Source organism: Mycobacterium sp. (assembly GCF_049280035.1).
GTDB lineage: Bacteria > Actinomycetota > Actinomycetes > Mycobacteriales > Mycobacteriaceae > Mycobacterium.
On the sequence record NZ_JBAPPI010000144.1, the window covers coordinates 1 to 14,883 of the forward strand.

General features: G+C 63.9%; 15 protein-coding genes and 1 pseudogene. 6 read left to right on the forward strand and 10 right to left on the reverse strand.

The window, feature by feature from the left end:
• Window positions 1–356 precede the first annotated feature (356 nt).
• The 3 genes from WAN71_RS04675 to WAN71_RS04685 all read right to left on the reverse strand — a co-directional run bounded on the left by WAN71_RS04675 (window position 357) and on the right by WAN71_RS04685 (window position 3,652).
• Window positions 357–1,235 carry an alpha/beta hydrolase gene (locus WAN71_RS04675; RefSeq protein WP_422224214.1) on the reverse strand — a complete coding sequence of 293 codons (879 nt, stop codon included), beginning with the start codon at window positions 1,233–1,235 and terminating at the stop codon, window positions 357–359.
• Between the two features lie 76 nt (window positions 1,236–1,311).
• A complete protein-coding gene (locus WAN71_RS04680; protein WP_422224215.1) occupies window positions 1,312–2,577 on the reverse strand; it encodes a M24 family metallopeptidase in 1,266 nt (421 codons plus the stop codon).
• Between the two features lie 46 nt (window positions 2,578–2,623).
• On the reverse strand, window positions 2,624–3,652 hold the full coding sequence (locus WAN71_RS04685; protein WP_422224216.1) for an aldo/keto reductase: 1,029 nt from the start codon (window positions 3,650–3,652) through the stop codon (window positions 2,624–2,626).
• A 305-nt stretch (window positions 3,653–3,957) separates the two neighbouring features.
• Here WAN71_RS04685 and WAN71_RS04690 point away from each other — a divergent pair, with 305 nt between their 5' ends.
• A complete protein-coding gene (locus tag WAN71_RS04690; protein WP_422224217.1) occupies window positions 3,958–4,839 on the forward strand; it encodes a helix-turn-helix transcriptional regulator in 882 nt (293 codons plus the stop codon).
• A gap of 37 nt (window positions 4,840–4,876) precedes the next feature.
• Here the strand turns inward: WAN71_RS04690 and WAN71_RS04695 are convergent, their stop codons facing one another.
• The 6 genes from WAN71_RS04695 to WAN71_RS04720 all read right to left on the reverse strand — a co-directional run bounded on the left by WAN71_RS04695 (window position 4,877) and on the right by WAN71_RS04720 (window position 9,603).
• On the reverse strand, window positions 4,877–5,023 hold the full coding sequence (locus WAN71_RS04695) for a hypothetical protein (protein ID WP_422224218.1): 147 nt from the start codon (window positions 5,021–5,023) through the stop codon (window positions 4,877–4,879).
• A 7-nt stretch (window positions 5,024–5,030) separates the two neighbouring features.
• A complete protein-coding gene (locus WAN71_RS04700) occupies window positions 5,031–5,663 on the reverse strand; it encodes an NAD(P)-dependent oxidoreductase (protein WP_422224219.1) in 633 nt (210 codons plus the stop codon).
• 238 nt (window positions 5,664–5,901) lie between these two features.
• Complete coding sequence (locus WAN71_RS04705) at window positions 5,902–6,345, reverse strand: MarR family winged helix-turn-helix transcriptional regulator (RefSeq protein WP_422224220.1); 444 nt, start codon at window positions 6,343–6,345, stop codon at window positions 5,902–5,904.
• Window positions 6,346–7,379: 1,034 nt separating this feature from the next.
• A complete protein-coding gene (locus tag WAN71_RS04710; RefSeq protein WP_422224221.1) occupies window positions 7,380–7,898 on the reverse strand; it encodes a carbonic anhydrase in 519 nt (172 codons plus the stop codon).
• Between the two features lie 268 nt (window positions 7,899–8,166).
• Window positions 8,167–9,015, reverse strand: coding sequence for an NmrA family NAD(P)-binding protein (locus WAN71_RS04715; RefSeq protein WP_422224228.1), 849 nt, complete (start codon window positions 9,013–9,015; stop codon window positions 8,167–8,169).
• 147 nt (window positions 9,016–9,162) lie between these two features.
• Entirely contained in the window at window positions 9,163–9,603 is a 441-nt protein-coding gene (locus WAN71_RS04720) for a PCC domain-containing protein (RefSeq protein ID WP_422224222.1), read from the reverse strand.
• Window positions 9,604–9,725: 122 nt separating this feature from the next.
• On the opposite strand from WAN71_RS04720, the gene WAN71_RS04725 reads away from it, so the two are divergent.
• From WAN71_RS04725 to WAN71_RS04745, 5 genes and pseudogenes are all read left to right on the forward strand, one after another.
• Window positions 9,726–10,358 carry a TetR/AcrR family transcriptional regulator gene (locus WAN71_RS04725; protein WP_422224223.1) on the forward strand — a complete coding sequence of 211 codons (633 nt, stop codon included), beginning with the start codon at window positions 9,726–9,728 and terminating at the stop codon, window positions 10,356–10,358.
• A gap of 40 nt (window positions 10,359–10,398) precedes the next feature.
• Window positions 10,399–10,826 (forward strand): annotated as a pseudogene (locus WAN71_RS04730) (NmrA family NAD(P)-binding protein).
• Between the two features lie 88 nt (window positions 10,827–10,914).
• Window positions 10,915–11,490: a TetR/AcrR family transcriptional regulator gene (locus WAN71_RS04735; protein WP_422224224.1), complete on the forward strand. Its 576-nt coding sequence runs from the start codon at window positions 10,915–10,917 to the stop codon at window positions 11,488–11,490.
• A gap of 834 nt (window positions 11,491–12,324) precedes the next feature.
• A complete protein-coding gene (locus tag WAN71_RS04740) occupies window positions 12,325–12,795 on the forward strand; it encodes a nitroreductase/quinone reductase family protein (protein WP_422224225.1) in 471 nt (156 codons plus the stop codon).
• A gap of 82 nt (window positions 12,796–12,877) precedes the next feature.
• On the forward strand, window positions 12,878–13,768 hold the full coding sequence (locus WAN71_RS04745) for an oxidoreductase (protein ID WP_422224226.1): 891 nt from the start codon (window positions 12,878–12,880) through the stop codon (window positions 13,766–13,768).
• A 309-nt stretch (window positions 13,769–14,077) separates the two neighbouring features.
• Here the strand turns inward: WAN71_RS04745 and WAN71_RS04750 are convergent.
• Window positions 14,078–14,883, reverse strand: an 806-nt coding sequence (locus WAN71_RS04750; RefSeq protein ID WP_422224227.1) for a LysR substrate-binding domain-containing protein, incomplete at its 5' end; no start/stop codon positions are given.

Consider the following 14,883-nt stretch of genomic DNA (forward strand, 5'->3'; position numbering starts at 1 on the left):
GTCGCACAACTGGTTTAGAGCTGCCACAACTTCGTTGGTGTCGGAGCGGTCTCTCCGTGCATGACCTCCAACGCCCTGCAAACTCGACGCTCTGAATTCCAGGCGTCGTAGGTTGCGTGCTGCGCCGTCCCTCCTGCGCGAGCCGCCGAACTGCACGACCGTACGGTTCTAGGATTCGCCACGAAGATGAGAAAAACGCGTCCGCCATCTTGATGAGAATTCTGCAAACTTGCAGCAAGAGACGTCCCTATCCGCCACGCAGCGTGAGAACCTACATTCTTCTTCGCGCGTCGGCGTTTTGTGGGCACCACCGCCCGGCATTGAACAACTCGCACGCATCCCGGGTCAACGCCAGTTCAGCCTCGAGCGGCGCGATCGGCGCCCGGAACGAAGAATGTCGCCAATTCGCTTGCCACACGGTTGGGTTGACCGTGTTGGTCAGCATTCCAGGGTCCGGTGTGGTTCATTCGGGACAGGGTCACGCGGCGGTTGCTCGGAAGAATGGCCTCCAGCGCGATTAAACCATCGCGCAGGTATCGGGGGCTCTTCGTGCCCCCGAGGAGCAGGACATCCTTGTCCAGTGCGCGGTAGTCGTCGATTCGGCCGGCAATTTCGGTGAGCACGCGGAAGTCGTACCGCGTCGACGGGATGAGTTCGGTCAGGGGCGCGTAGTCGGTCGAGGGCACCTTTGCCTGGTGGCGAATCACTCGGCGGAAGATCGCTGCCAGGAGGGGCCGAGGAAGGGCGAGAAGGGGCGCAGGCGCAAGTTTTACGATGCGCATGAGGGTGACGAATGCCGCGTCCAGTCGACCGGCGTCGATCTCGCGTGACAGCCGTTCGATCTGCCCCGTCGGCATTCCGTGCAGTTGGAACGGTGGCTCGTAGAGCGCCACCGCGTTGACGGAAGACAGTTGCCTGGCCGATTCGATCGCAAGAAGGGCGCCCGAGCTCAGCCCGAACAGCACGTGGGCGCCGGTCGCTTCGAGCACGGCCGCAATGTCCTCCACATCCCGTTGGTAGGTGTGGTCGTCAGTGAACGCCTTCGCGCTGGCGGCTCGGCCACGGCGGTCGGGCACCAACACGGTGAACTGCGCGGCGAGTGATTGGGCCAGTTGGTCATAGTGCTGCGCGACTCCCATCGCGCCCTGCACGAGAATCAGTCCCGGTCCGCGACCATAGCGACGGTAGCCGATCGTCGTGCCGTCGCGGGAGGACACCGCTTCTTGTGTATACATATGCGTTTCGTTTCTTTGGTCGGGTCGATTCGGAGGTGGTGAAGTGACAGAGCGAGCCGGCTGGGTGATCTGTCGGCTACTTCTGTACGCGAAGCAATTGCGCCGTAGCGGGATTGAGTTCGATCGGTTCTGCCTCGCCTACGATCACCGTTCCGCCGATTGTGACGAGGTGGCGTCTGAATCCGCAACTGGGTTCAAAGGCGAACGACATGCCCGGTTGTAGTTTCATGTCGGCGTACCTGGTCGGAACGGATGCCGCTTTGGGATAGTCCTCCATCCCTTCGACCTGATAGCGGCCGATGTAGCGGGCTATGGCGCCAAACGGGTTGAGCGAGTGAATCTGTGGCCCGCGGACCCATCCACCGGCGGCTTCGACGGGCGCGAGCATCGCGTCAGCGACCTCTCCGAAGGTCGCTTGCGTGGTGAGCGTCGCTAGACCGGCCTCATAGCAGGCGCGCGCGACCGCTGCCGCGTGTTCGATGTCGGGATGCACCTCACCGATCGCGATCGCCACTTGATGCTGCGTATGGCGCTGACCGAAACAGCTGAACACCTCGGCAGCGAGGAAATCACGGTCCTGCAACGTCCGCGGGCGCGTCGGTCGATATCCCCACTGGGGTGGGCCGGAGGCGGCGAAGTCTGCGCCCGACCACAGATGCATCCCAGGCACGACGGTTCCGCGGTTGATCGCCGCCGCCGTTCCGGCAGCGTAGATCTCAGCTTCGGACACCCCGGGACGGGCCGTAGCCACCACGGCGTCGACGATGACGTCACCGAGGAGTGCTGCATGACGCAACACCGCTATTTCCTCGGCGCTCAGTGCCATGATGAACTGCCCGAACTCGCCGCCGACAGGCCTGAACTCGATGTCGCGGAAGGCGGCGATGATGTTGTGCCAGAACTGATATGGAATGATGCGATGGGGATGCCAGGGGACATGGGGATCCAACCCGATGACCCCGATCGTCGATGTACTCAGCCCTTGCGCGATCAACACTTCGGCGAGTTCGTCTGAATTGCGTCCAATACGAATGCTTTTCGCCGACACCCAGCAGTCATCACCACGCCGAGCGGCTTCCAACCGATCGAGTACGTATAGCGGCATCGGTAGGAACGCGATGGGCTCCCCGTCGCTGGGCATCAGGACCGTCGTTCCGGGGCGATCGTTGGTGAACCACGTATCGAAGTTGAACTGCGACGCGCCGGCGTCCTCATGTTCGCCGTAAACCAGCAGCGCATCCAAACCGTGGCGGCTCATGAAGGCCCGCGCAAGGTTCCAGCGGCGGTCACGCTCGGCCAACGAGAACGTGGGCACAGGGTTCCCAAAAGAGTGATTTGGCATGAGTTTTCCTTCCCACAGACCGTGTGCGCCGGTTGATCGATCGCGATCAGGCCGCCGCGGATGCGCGTCTGGGGCGACGGCGCAACGCCGGCTCGAGCAGCGCCGGGGGCCGGTAGGCCATGTCGAGGGTGCCGACGTCGGTGCCGGGGGCAACGATGTGGTCGATGCGATCGAGGATGTCGTCGGTAAGGGTGATGTCGGCGCCGGCGAGTAGATCCTCGAGGTGATCCATGGTGCGCGGGCCGATGATGGCGCTGCTCACTGCGGGATGGGCGATGGCGAACGCGACCGCCATGTGCCGCAGCGGCAACCCGGCACCGTCGGCTAGCGCGATCAACTCTTCGACAGCGTCAAGCCGGCTTTCGTCACTGAGATGCCTGAACAGCGCCGCGCGGCGAAGGTCAGTCTGCTGCTGCCCCTTGCGGGCACGGCCGGTGAGCAACCCCTGCGCGAGCGGGCTCCACGCCAAGATGCCCATCCCGTAGCGCTGGGCCACCGGCAGAACCTCGGCCTCGATGCCGCGGTTGAGGATCGAGTAGGTGGGTTGCTCGCTGCGGAACCGTTCCAAGCCGCGTCGTTCGGCGACCCACTGCGCTTCGACCATGTCTGACGCGGGCATGGTCGAGGACCCGATGGCGCGGACCTTGCCGCTGTGGACCAGATCCGACAGCACCGACAGCGTCTCCGCGATGTCAGTGTCGGGGTCGGGCCGGTGGATCTGGTAGAGGTCGATGTAATCGGTCTGCAAGCGGCGCAGCGACTTATCGACCGATGCCGTAATCCACAGACGGGAATTGCCGCCCTGGATAGGCTCGTCCCTTATCACACGATGCACTTTGGTCGCCAAGATCACGTCGTCGCGCCGGCCCTTGATCGCCTTACCGACGATCTCTTCGGACTCCCCGGCGGAATACGCCGGGGCGGTGTCGATGACGTTGATCCCGGCATCCAGTGCCCGGTGGATCATGCGGATGGACTCATCGTGGTCGGGGTTGCCGATCGCGCCGAACATCATGGCGCCCAACGCGTATGGGCTGACCCTGATGCCGGTTCGGCCCAGTGTGCGGTACCGCATGGTGTTCTCCTGGTTCGTTAGGTCTGACGCGCCGTGCTTTGAGTGCTGCGCGGCATGGTTTCGCGGGCCGCATATGTTGCCGCAGAACGTTTCTCGGGTGGCCGGGCTAGGGCTTGAGAGCTGACGGCGTCGGGTCGCTCGCCGCTCGGTCAGTCGGGCAGCTGCTCCAATCAGTGCCGACCGGTCGAGTTTGCTTCGTTTGCACCAGGCCAGTCTGCGTCGAACACGGCGGCGCAACTAGGACGCGGCTAACCGCGGACTGGGAGTCCCTGGCTAAGCACAGACATCGTGGCCACAATGGACGGATGGATCGTGACGCGCTGGCTGAGTTCCTGCGGCGCCGCCGCGAGGTGATCAGTCCCGCAGACGTGGGATTGTCGCCCGGTCCGCGCCGCCGCACGACTGGCTTGCGGCGTGAAGAAGTGGCCCAGTTGACCGGCATGTCAGTGGACTATTACAGCCGCCTCGAGCAGGCCCGCAGCACCCAGCCGTCCCCGCAGATGGTCCGCGCGCTCGCCCGCGCACTGCGCCTGACCGACGACGAAACCGACCACCTCTATCGACTGGCCGGTCATGCCGTCCCCGACCGCCCAGGGCGTTCCCTGCACGTGCGGCCCGCCCTCCTGTTCCTGCTCGATCAGCTGCGGGACGCGGCGGCCTTCGTATGCTCGGACACCGAGATCGTGCTTGCCCAAAACGATATGGCCAAAGTACTGATGGGCGAGGTGGCTACCGGCGACATGGGGCTTCAGGCCAGCATGTGCTGGCGTTGGTTCACCGATCCACGCTCCCGTGACGCGATCCCGCGAGACGAACACAGCCAACACAGTCGCAGCCGGGTCGCGGATCTGCGGGCGGCATGGGCTCGCCGGCGCAACGATCCCGACATGCGTGAACTCGTAGACGGCCTACTGAAGCACAGCCCCGAATTTGGCGAGTTGTGGACGCGTCACGAGGTGGCATTACGGCGCATGCAGCGCAAGACCTTCCTCACACAGGTCGGTCCCATCGCTCTGGACTGCGAAGTGCTTGCGACCACCGACGGCCAGCAGCTAGTAGTGCTCACGCCGCCCGCTGGGACATCGAGCATGGACAAGCTGCGCCTGCTCGCCGTCGTAGGTCGCCAATCTGTTGCAAGGCAACACGACCGCGCGACGGCAACGAATCAAGGAAGTCCCGTCGATTAATGCCGCAGGCTTCGCGGCGATGCCGGCGGGGTGATGGTCAGCGGAGTGTGAGTTTGTGTTGGTGCTCGTTGTAGGGGATCAACTCCTGGTTGCGTCCGGTGCGGAGCTTGTTGACGAAGTCTGGGTTGGCCAGGGCGGCCCGGCCGATGGCGGCGATGTCGAATTCGCCGCGTTCGTACTGCATCGGCGACCTATTTGGTGTCGGTGACGACGACGGTCTGACGAATGAAGGTGTCTTCCACCGCGGAGTGGAAGAGGAAGTCGGCGACGTTTGCGCGAGAGGTTGAGGGGAAGATCGGCAATTTCGTGACGTCCTCGAGCGCGACCGCGGTGTAGCGGGTGCTGTCTCGGTCGTTTAACGCTCCGGGGTATGCGAGGGTCCATGTCAGATCGCTGGCCCTCAATAGCACTTCGGACGCGGCTTTGTCTGCGTATTTTTTGCGCAGCGCAGTGCGGAAAAACAGGCCGGCCAGGAACGATGCCTTGGCGAGGGAGTCGCCGACGCCGAATGCGGACACGATGAGGAAACGGTCAACGCCTGATGTTTTCGCGGACGCGATGACGGCGCGGACGGTGTCCGTGATCAGCGTCGGGGTTTCGCGGACGTTTTTGACTCCGAGCGTGCTGATGACCGCGTCGTGGCCTTGGGCTGCCGTCGCGATCACGGCCGCGTCGGTGACGTCGCCGCTGACGATTTGAACGCGCGGGTCAACGGTGGCGTCGGCCCTCCGAACGAGGGCGGTGACCTGGTGCCCCTGGTCGAGTGCCTTTTTGACGAAGGGGACGCCGGTGCGGCCGGTTGCTCCAAGGACAAGAAACTTCATAATATTTCGCTTTCTATTGAGGGATGCATGGGCGTGCTGGTGCGCGGTGTCTTTTGACCGTGCATCGCGGCAACCGCCCGTCCATCACCGGAAATCGTCAGGATCATTGACGACATTAGTCAACAAAGCTGACTAATGTCAAGGCGGTGTCGAAGCCTGCTGTCGTCCGCTGGCTCCGGCGGCTCCGGCGGCTCGGGCGAACAGGGGGTCGGGGGCGGACGGCTCAGCGCGGCCGGGTTTACCGCCGGTAGGGGTCGGTGATCTCGCGGAGTTGATCCAGGATCTGGTGCAACAACGTGAAGTTGCGGGTGCCCAAGTAGGCCTTCCACTCCGAGAGGATCTCGTCGAGTGTCACCTTGGCTACCTCGACCGCCTGCCGACCACGTTGCTCGATCACGATCAATCGAGCGCGGCCATCCGCGGGGTCGGAGACCCGGCGGACATAGCCCAAACGTTCGAGTTGATCGACCAGCGCGCCCGCGCTCTGCTTGCTCATTTGAGCCTGGTCAGCGAGGTCTGTGAGGCGCGAACCGTCAGGGGTGATGCGTTGAAACACGCGGCACTGGGCAAGGGTCCAGTCGTCGAATCCGGCATCCTGGAGCGCCCGGAAAATCCGGTCTTCGGTGTACCGGTACGGGATGAACAAAGACACCCCCAGATCAACCCGCTGCTCGTCGTCCATGCCGCCCTCGGCTCCATTCGCCCACCTGATCCCACGGGATTCACACCCCACGTCAATGCCACCGAGCCTGATCATCGTGGACCCGACCGCCGCGGCGCGTGCGCAGCGGTGCGCTCGCTGCGTTCCGCACGCGCCATCTCCGCCTCAGCGACTTCGCCACGTGTTGCTGGTGTCGTCGGCGCCGCTGAACGACTATTGTAGTAAAGATACATGACTAGTGTAAGTGGCTGGACCTGGTCGAAGCCGTCTTCTTCATCAACTCGCGTCTATAGCGTTGTTCGTCTTCGCCACACCCGGTAAGTAGCCCCGACAGACCCGATCGGGTCGAACGTCGGACCCGGCAGCTGACGAGGCCGGACATTATCGGCGCGCCCGGAGAACCGATGATGCGCGGTCGACGTACCGCATCGGACTGATGGATAACAGCGGTTATCCACGAGGACTAGTTGAAACCGTTCTCGGGCAACCCGATTCAGACGCATCAGTTCGGTGCGAAGAAGTTCGTCTATCAGCTCAGGCACTAATGCACCGCCTACTACAGTCGCTGTCAGGTGACGCAATGCTGTCCTTGCGGGACGGCGCCCACACCGACAAGCCGAGCACGCTGAAGTGACCTCAGATGCAGCGGCTGAAGAAATGACACGAGTTTGAGACAAAATCCAGATGACACGACGTGAGACACTCTGCATCACCGCTGGTCAGCGCTTCGTCACATGACACGCAGTTTGAGAATCGACACGTCTGCAGACGGCGCCTCTCTGTGTCAAACGTCGTGGCCGCCGGTTGACGTGGCTCCGGCCAGCTCCGAGTGCGGAGACGACGCGCAACGGTTTACTGAGCTGTTCGATGACGGGTGGTTGGCCCCCGATGTCGAACAAGCCGGGTGCTTCGCGGAAGCGCCGTCGATCGGGGTCGTGTTGATCGATCGTGCTGGATGTCGTCGTCGACGAATCGGCGCCTGGATACCAGTTGGGCCCGATCTGTCCTCGGACATCTAAACGCCGGCATTAGCCTTCGGGGGTTAGTTGTTGTTCTCATCGCGCGTCGACTGTTTCGATTTGTCCTGTCGTCACGTCGTAGACGAACCCGGAGATGCGCAACCCGCGCGGGAGGGCGGGTGCGGCTCTGAGGCCGGCGATATCGAGTTCGACGGCTGCCGTGGGGTCGCCGACCTTCTGCGCGGCCAAGCTTTCCTCGTTGATGTTGAGGTAGTCGGCCAACATTTCTGGCTGGCTTTGTAGGCGAACAATTCCGCAGTCGGTGTGCTGCAGGACGATGAGGTTCCATCCTTGATCGAGGTCGCTTCCCCTGGCTTGGGTGAGCTTGCGCAGCAATGCCAGTTCTTGCAGGGTCGTAGCCGTGACGCGCCCGCCGATGTTGCGGATGACCGCAACTTCCCCTAGGTCGATTCCCAGGATTTGAGCCGGGTCCACCCGTGGGTCTACGCAGCCGATGACGATGGTTTTCAGTGACGGCGTCATCTGTAGGCCGGCGGCGAAGCGGTGCGCCGCGAACTCTGCGTTTCGCTGAGTCAAGGTCTCAACTGTGTCCATCATCTGCTCCTTGTATGCGGTAACGGTCGGTCGTCGGGCCCGCACGTGAGATGGAGACTGGGTGCTGACCTGGGCGTTTCGGTTCTCGTGTCACGCCGAAGCGGGAGCAGCACGAAGTCGTGACGCTCATCGGGACTTTCATAACCGAGCTAGATTCACCGACGTTAGGTTCGACAGCTGCCTGCAGTTCACCCAAGATGCGCGCGGCGGTACGTGTCCCACCCGTTCGGATCGCGCCGGCGCGCACGGCGCAGCGAAGGCTGGCGTGTCAGACCGAGGCGGTGGCGGGTTTGATGAAGAGGTCGCGGTTGGCGACGACGAAGTCGTGCACGCTCATCGGGGCGGTGCCGGTGAGTTGTTCGACGGTGTTGGTGGTGCCGGCGAGGAGGCCGTCTTGGAGGTCGACCATGACGGCGCCGATGTGTTGGCCGACGTAGCTTCCCAGGCGCGGTATCGCGGCCGCGGCGGCCTGGAAGTCGGCAATCGGGAGATCGTAGTAGCGGATCGGCCGGCCCAGGACGTCGCTGAGTGCGCCGGCCATGTCCGCTGCGTCCATCTCCGCCGGCCCGTCGAGGAGGTACGTCTTCCCCGCGTGCGGTTTCGGATCGGAAAGAACGGCGGCGATGACCCGGCCCTGATCGTATGCGGCGATGGGTGAAAACCGTCCGGTGCCGAAAGGGATGGCGAGGACGTCGTTGTCGATGATGGCGCCGATGGAGAAGTCGTAGGTGAGCCATTCATCGAACAGGGTGGGGCGCAGATGGGTGACCGGGATGCCGGACCAGTCGAAGATGCGCTCGGCGATCCAATGGTTCTGCGCGGAATGGCTTTTGGAGTCTCGGCGCGCGGTCCGCTGTGACAGGTTGACGATGGCGCCGACGCCCGCTTCGTGTGCTGCCTGCGCGAAATACGCTGTGGCATCGAGTAGTCGGGGATTAATGGGGAACACGAAGTAGGCGGCGTCGATGTCCCGCATAGCCGCTTGAACGCTGTCGATGTCGAGCAGGTCGCCGATCACGATCTCGACACCGAGGGCGCGCAGCGTCGGCTCGCGGGCCGTCGTGGTGCACGAGTGCCCGGACGTGGTTGCCGCTGTCCTGAAGGCCCTGGACCGCAGCGTAGCCGGTCGACCCGGTCGCGCCGGTCACCAGCAGTTGAGATGAACTCATGTCGATTCCTATCGAGGTTGGTGGTGGTTGTGCTCGGCGTCCGGGGGCGGTCGGGGGCGGTTCCACAGCCGCACAGTCGCAGGTCTGTCCGCCGGTTACGGGGGCCCGACTCGGGTGTCGTTGATCCGCCCCCAGCCTGCAGGGGCGCCTTCATCCGGAAACTGTTCGAACACGACCTGCTCGTGGGCGGGCACCTCGATGTGGTGCTCGGAGGGAATCACGTAGGCGCGGGCGAACGAGGTGCCAAGGTGCGCCTGGTGCAGATGCCCGCCGATGGCGCGGTCTCCCTGGACGGCCATCACGGCGTGGATGTGGGGCTTGCCGTCGACGATCTCCCCGGTGGCGGTCATCTCGGCTGGCAGCGGGTAGCTGGCGATGGTGTGTGCAGTCGGGTCGTCGGCGGGGTTGGTGGACACCGTGAAGCTGTCGATGCCGCCGATCAGCGCGACGATCGCCGCGGAGGTGATGCCGTGTTCGGCGGCTTGTTGGGTGATCGATTCGAGCAGTTCGGCGTTGCGGACCTCGAAGACATGCATGGGCGCTCTCCCCCGCTGCTGTGGTGTTCGTGCCGCTGTGCTCCGCAAGTGTGGAATACAGTCCGGAACGGCGCTATCAGCCAGAGTCGAAGCATATTCATTCAAGTGATACTCTGTCTAATATGAACCGCACCTACTCCTCACCGCTGCGGGCCGAGCAGGCGCAGGCCACCCGGCGACGGATCCTGGACGCGGCGCGGGCGCAGTTCCTCCACGGGGGATGGACGACGACCACCGTCAAGGTCATTGCCGAGGAGGCGGCCGTGGCGCCCGCCACGGTCTACGCGGTGTTCGGTACCAAGCGGGCGGTGCTCTCCGCGTTGATCGACGAGGCCCTGGCCAGTGCCCTTCCCGACCCCCAGCCGCCGGACGTCTGGCCTGAGATCGTCGGTCATCCCGATCAGCGGGAACGTGCCCGGCGACTGGTGACCCTGCTGTCGGCGGCGCTGCCGCGGGTGGAGCCATTCGAGCGGGTGGTGCGGGAAGGGGCCCGCGCCGATGAGGAGATCGCTGGTCTGGCCCGCGACCTGCTGCGATGGCGTCGGGCCAGCGTCGTGCGGATCGTGGACGTTCTCGCCGGCGAGGACGGCCTGCGTTCCGGCGTCACCCGGGAGGAGGCCGCCGACCTCCTGTTTGCCCTGGGCGGCCCAGAGGTCTACCACCTCCTCGTGGGGATCCGGGGCTGGTCACCAGAACAGTTCGACGCCCACCTCACCGACCTGCTGGGCCGGCTCATCCCAGACCTGCTCGCGTAAGGCGAGACCAGGAAAGAACAGGTCAATCAAAGGAGTAGACATGAGCGACAAGAAGATCATTGCGGTGGTGGGCGCGACCGGCGCTCAGGGCGGCGGCCTGGTCCGCGCGATCCTGGCCGACCCGGCGGGCGCGTTCACGGCGCGGGCGCTGACCCGCAATGCCGGCTCGGATCGGGCGCGTGAACTCGCCTCACGAGGGTTGACGTGATCGAGGCAGACCTTGACGATGCGACCAGCGTGCGCAAGGCCTTCGACGGCGCCTACGGCGCCTACGTGGTGACCAACTTCTGGGCCCAGCGCACCCCCGAACAGGAGCAGGTCCGCACCCGCACCCAGATGGAACTCGACCAGGCCGCCGCCGCCCGCGCCGCCAAGGACACCGAACTGCGCCACGTGGTGTGGTCCACCCTCGAAGACACCCGACCGCACTTCGCCCCAACCTCCATATATGTGATCACCCCGGCCTGAGCGGATGCCGAGGCTGCGGCGAGTTCTTGGATCACAGTCCAGACTGCAATCTCGACTCTGATCGAGATTGAGGGCTATGATTGGCCGCATGAGGAGGCCACCGTCCAAGCTGGTCGAGCGGCTGGTCAGTGTGAGTGAGGAGGTGCTGCGCCCGGACCCGGCACTTCGGCTGGAGGACATCGCCGCACTGATCGGCTCAGCTCGCGCAACGCTCTACTACCACTTTTCTGGCCGCGACGACCTGGTCGCGTTCCTACTGGAAGAGCATCTGCGCGTCGCGGCCGAGACAATCGAGCTCGCCGTCACACCCCCCCGGCCACCAGCCGTCCAGCTACGGTCAGCGATAACCGCGCTCGTAGGGTTCCTCGGGGGGCAGCCCGGAGTATGCGCCGGCCTGCTCTCTTTCGCGGGAGCCGCCGGACGACTAGGAACCCTGATGGCCGCCAAGGACGCGATGCTCGCCACGCCACTTCGAAAGCTCCTCGACGAGGGCGCCGCCACCGACCAATTCACGGTCAGCGACTCCCGCGACGCTGCCAACGCCATCCTCGGGGCTGCACTGATCGCTACGCTCACCCGCTGGGAAGATGGCCGCGATACAGAAGATCCCGAGTTTCAGCAGGCACTGACCGACCAACTCGTCAGGAGCGTCGGACGCGCCTGAACAAGCGCGCCCCAAGGGGTCAAAGGGCAGAGCCAACGTGTCGGGGAAGTACGCCACCACGGTGTTGGTGGTCAGCTTTGTACACGTTCCAGCCGATGAGCCCACCGACGATCGCCAGCACCACCACCGTGCCGACAACCAGTGCTGTCCGAGAAACGGCAGGCAGCTTGAGGTTTCGGATGTTCAAGATCGTCGACCTCCAATCTCCACGGGCACCGGCACGCCCGGCGGCGGGTAGTCCGGCACTTGCGGCCCGGGTCCAGGAGGTGGCGGCGTCCCGGCAGATCAGCGGGCGGCAACGGGACCGGGCGGCCCTGCAGCTCCGGCGGAGTCTGCCCCACCACACCGGCGCTCGTGATGCCCGGCGTGTACTCAGGGCCGTTCGGGTCGGGAGCCGGCCTGCTCATGCGCTGAATCATAGGTCTCGATCTCGATCAGAGTCGAGATCAAGGTCTGTACTTTGATCCAATCCTAGATTACAGTCTGGACTGTGATCCAAGGATCCGGCGCAGCCTCGGCATCCGCTTCGGCGAGGGTGAACGACACATGTGGAGGTTTGGGCGTACTACCAACTCTGACTTCCCACAACGGCACGACCAACGCAACCAAGGAGAATCGAGTGCACAAACCCACCGATACCGATCTTGATCAATCCCTCGCCGAGAACCCACCCTGGAGCGGACTGAATTGCCTCGAGAGACTCATGCCCACCCGTGTGAACAGGCATGCCAGCACCATGTCGGCCCTGCTCACGTCCGCTCGGACAGACAGGTCGATGACCGTCAAGAACGCCAACACAAACCCCGTCGTACCCCCTAACGGAAGGCTCGTGTCATGCGGGGCGCTGTGAGTGCGTTTCAGCGGTGGCAGTTCCGCGACGGGCGTCCAAATCGGTCGGCACGCGTCTTAAGCGGCTTGCTCGGGATCGCCTTTGCAGCGGGCATCGGACCCAACCAAGCTGTCACAATCGAGGTTCGAGGCCGCAAGACCGGGCGGAAGATCTCGTTTCCTATCGTTGTCGTCGACTACGAGGGTGAGCGCTACCTGGTCGCCATGATGGGCGATAAAACGAACTGGGTGCGCAACCTGCGCGCCGACAATCATGCTGTTTTGCAGCGGGGCAGGCGCGAAAACGTCACCGTGGTGGAGGACTTCTCCGCTAATCGGGCCGCGATCTTGCGCCGATATCTCGAGATCTCAGCCGGCGCCCGCCCATTCTTTCCGATCACCCGCCGGGCGCCACTGGACGACTTCGAGCGCATCGTCGACGAGTATCCAGTGTTTCGTGTGGCCCCAGCTGTCTGAGACGTCGCGCCGTCCAGCGCGGTGGCGGCTCCATGGTGCCCCGTCCACCACCGCATAACCGAACCTTCTCAAGGAGTCCCGCATGACCGTTACGAACTGGACCGCTGCACTTCTTCCCGACTTGACGGGCAGAACAATCATTGTCACCGGTGCCACAAGCGGGCTGGGCAAAGGCACCGCCGACGCGCTAGCCCACGCAGGCGCACACGTCGTGCTGGCCGTGCGCAACCCCGCCAAAGGGCAGGCCGTAGCGGAAGGCATCGCGGGAGACACCGAGGTCCGTGAACTTGATCTGAGTTCCCTGTCGTCGGTGCGTGCCTTCGCATCGTCATGGCACGGACCGATCGATGTCCTGATCAACAACGCCGGCATCATGCAGGTACCTGAAGCCCGCACCCCGGACGGCTTCGAACTGCAATTCGGTACCAACCACCTCGGCCACTTCGCATTGACCAATCTGCTGCTGCCCCAGATCCGCGACCGCATCGTCACCCTGAGCTCTGACTTCCACCGTGGCGCCAAACTGAACCTCGACGACCCCAACTGGCGGCGACGCCGCTACAACAGCAGCCAGGCCTATAAAGATTCCAAGTTGGCGAACCTACTGTTCGCTCGCGAACTGCACCGTCAGCTTTCGGCCTGCGGTAGCCAAATCTTGTCGGTCGCCGCGCACCCGGGAGTTGTGCGCACCGGACTCTTCGGCCATGTCGACGGCACGTCGGGATTATTTCTCGACATCGGTTCACGCATCGTGGGCCACGCCGTCGATCAGGGCATCCTGCCCACTCTGTTCGCCGCCACCCAGGACATCCCCGGAGGAACATTCGTCGGCCCCAGCGGCTTTCGGCAACTACGCGGATTCCCCGGCAGCGTCAAGTCGTCCAAGAACGGCAACAACACAGAACTTGGACAACAGCTGTGGCAGCTATCAGAATCGCTGACTGGCGCGCGGCTCGACTGCAGGACCCCTTGACCGGCACCGCTCAGTTGGCTGGCAGAGGGCACTTATTCGAAACGTGCGCTATTCCCCTCGTTTGGGCGACTGGCCCACCGTTAACCGCGAGCACCCGCGTTGGCCCGTATCGATCCGACTATGCGGCAACTGGTTCGAGGACATCGGCTGCGGTGGCCGGACGTCGCGCCTCAGTGCCTCGGTTCGACCTCTGCGGTCAGTGTGCTGCCCGGCTTGGTGGTCCGTCTCGTTTGTAGAGATTTGGGAGTGATCGTTTCCTGTCACAGAACGTGGCCGCGATCTTGTGATGGGTGAGACTCATTGAGTCTGTCAAGTTTGAGCGTGCCCGGTCAGTTCGTCGAGCCGCGATAGGAACAGCTTGAGAATCGGCGAGGTGTTGGTTCTGTTGTAGCCCACAGCTACATCGATCGTCGGTGCCGTGCCTTCCAGCGGGCGGCTGACGACGGACCGCGGCAGCAAGCCCTTGGCGTAGGCGGGCATCAGCGCCAGCCCGCGGGTGGATGCGACCAGCGACATGGCCATCGCCATATTGTCCACCCCGTGATCGAGTTTGATGTCGACCTCTGAGCGGCGCAGATAGTCTTCGGTGACGGCGCGCAGCACGCCGGCCTTGTTCGAACCGCCGATGAAGATCTCGCCGATGAAATCTTGCGGAGATACGGTTTCGTGTGCGGTGAGGCGATGGTCTCTCGGCATCAGGACGATGAGCGGCTCGCGGTCCACCACGTGGTATCCGAGGTTGTACCCCGGCTCCAAGCGCATGAAGGCTAAGTCCATCCGGCCGCGGGTGAGCGCTTCGGCAAGGCTTGGCGAATAGTCGCTGGAGACGGCGACCTGGATGTTCGTCAATTGGTCGCGCAGCACATGCATCGCCCTTGGCAGCCAGTCCATTTCGAGGCCGGTTTGGAAGCCTATGCCGAATGTCTTTCTGGTTGGCCGCGCCGCTCTGCGCGCAGCCGCGACGGTGGCATCGACCTGCATCAGCGCGAGTCGGGCGTGATCGAGGAAGGCCTTCCCCGCATCGGTCAGTTCCACGCCGCGGACGCTTCGGCTCAGGAGGTCGACGCCCACCTGGTGTTCGAGATCGCGGATCTGCCGGCTCAGCGACGGCTGCG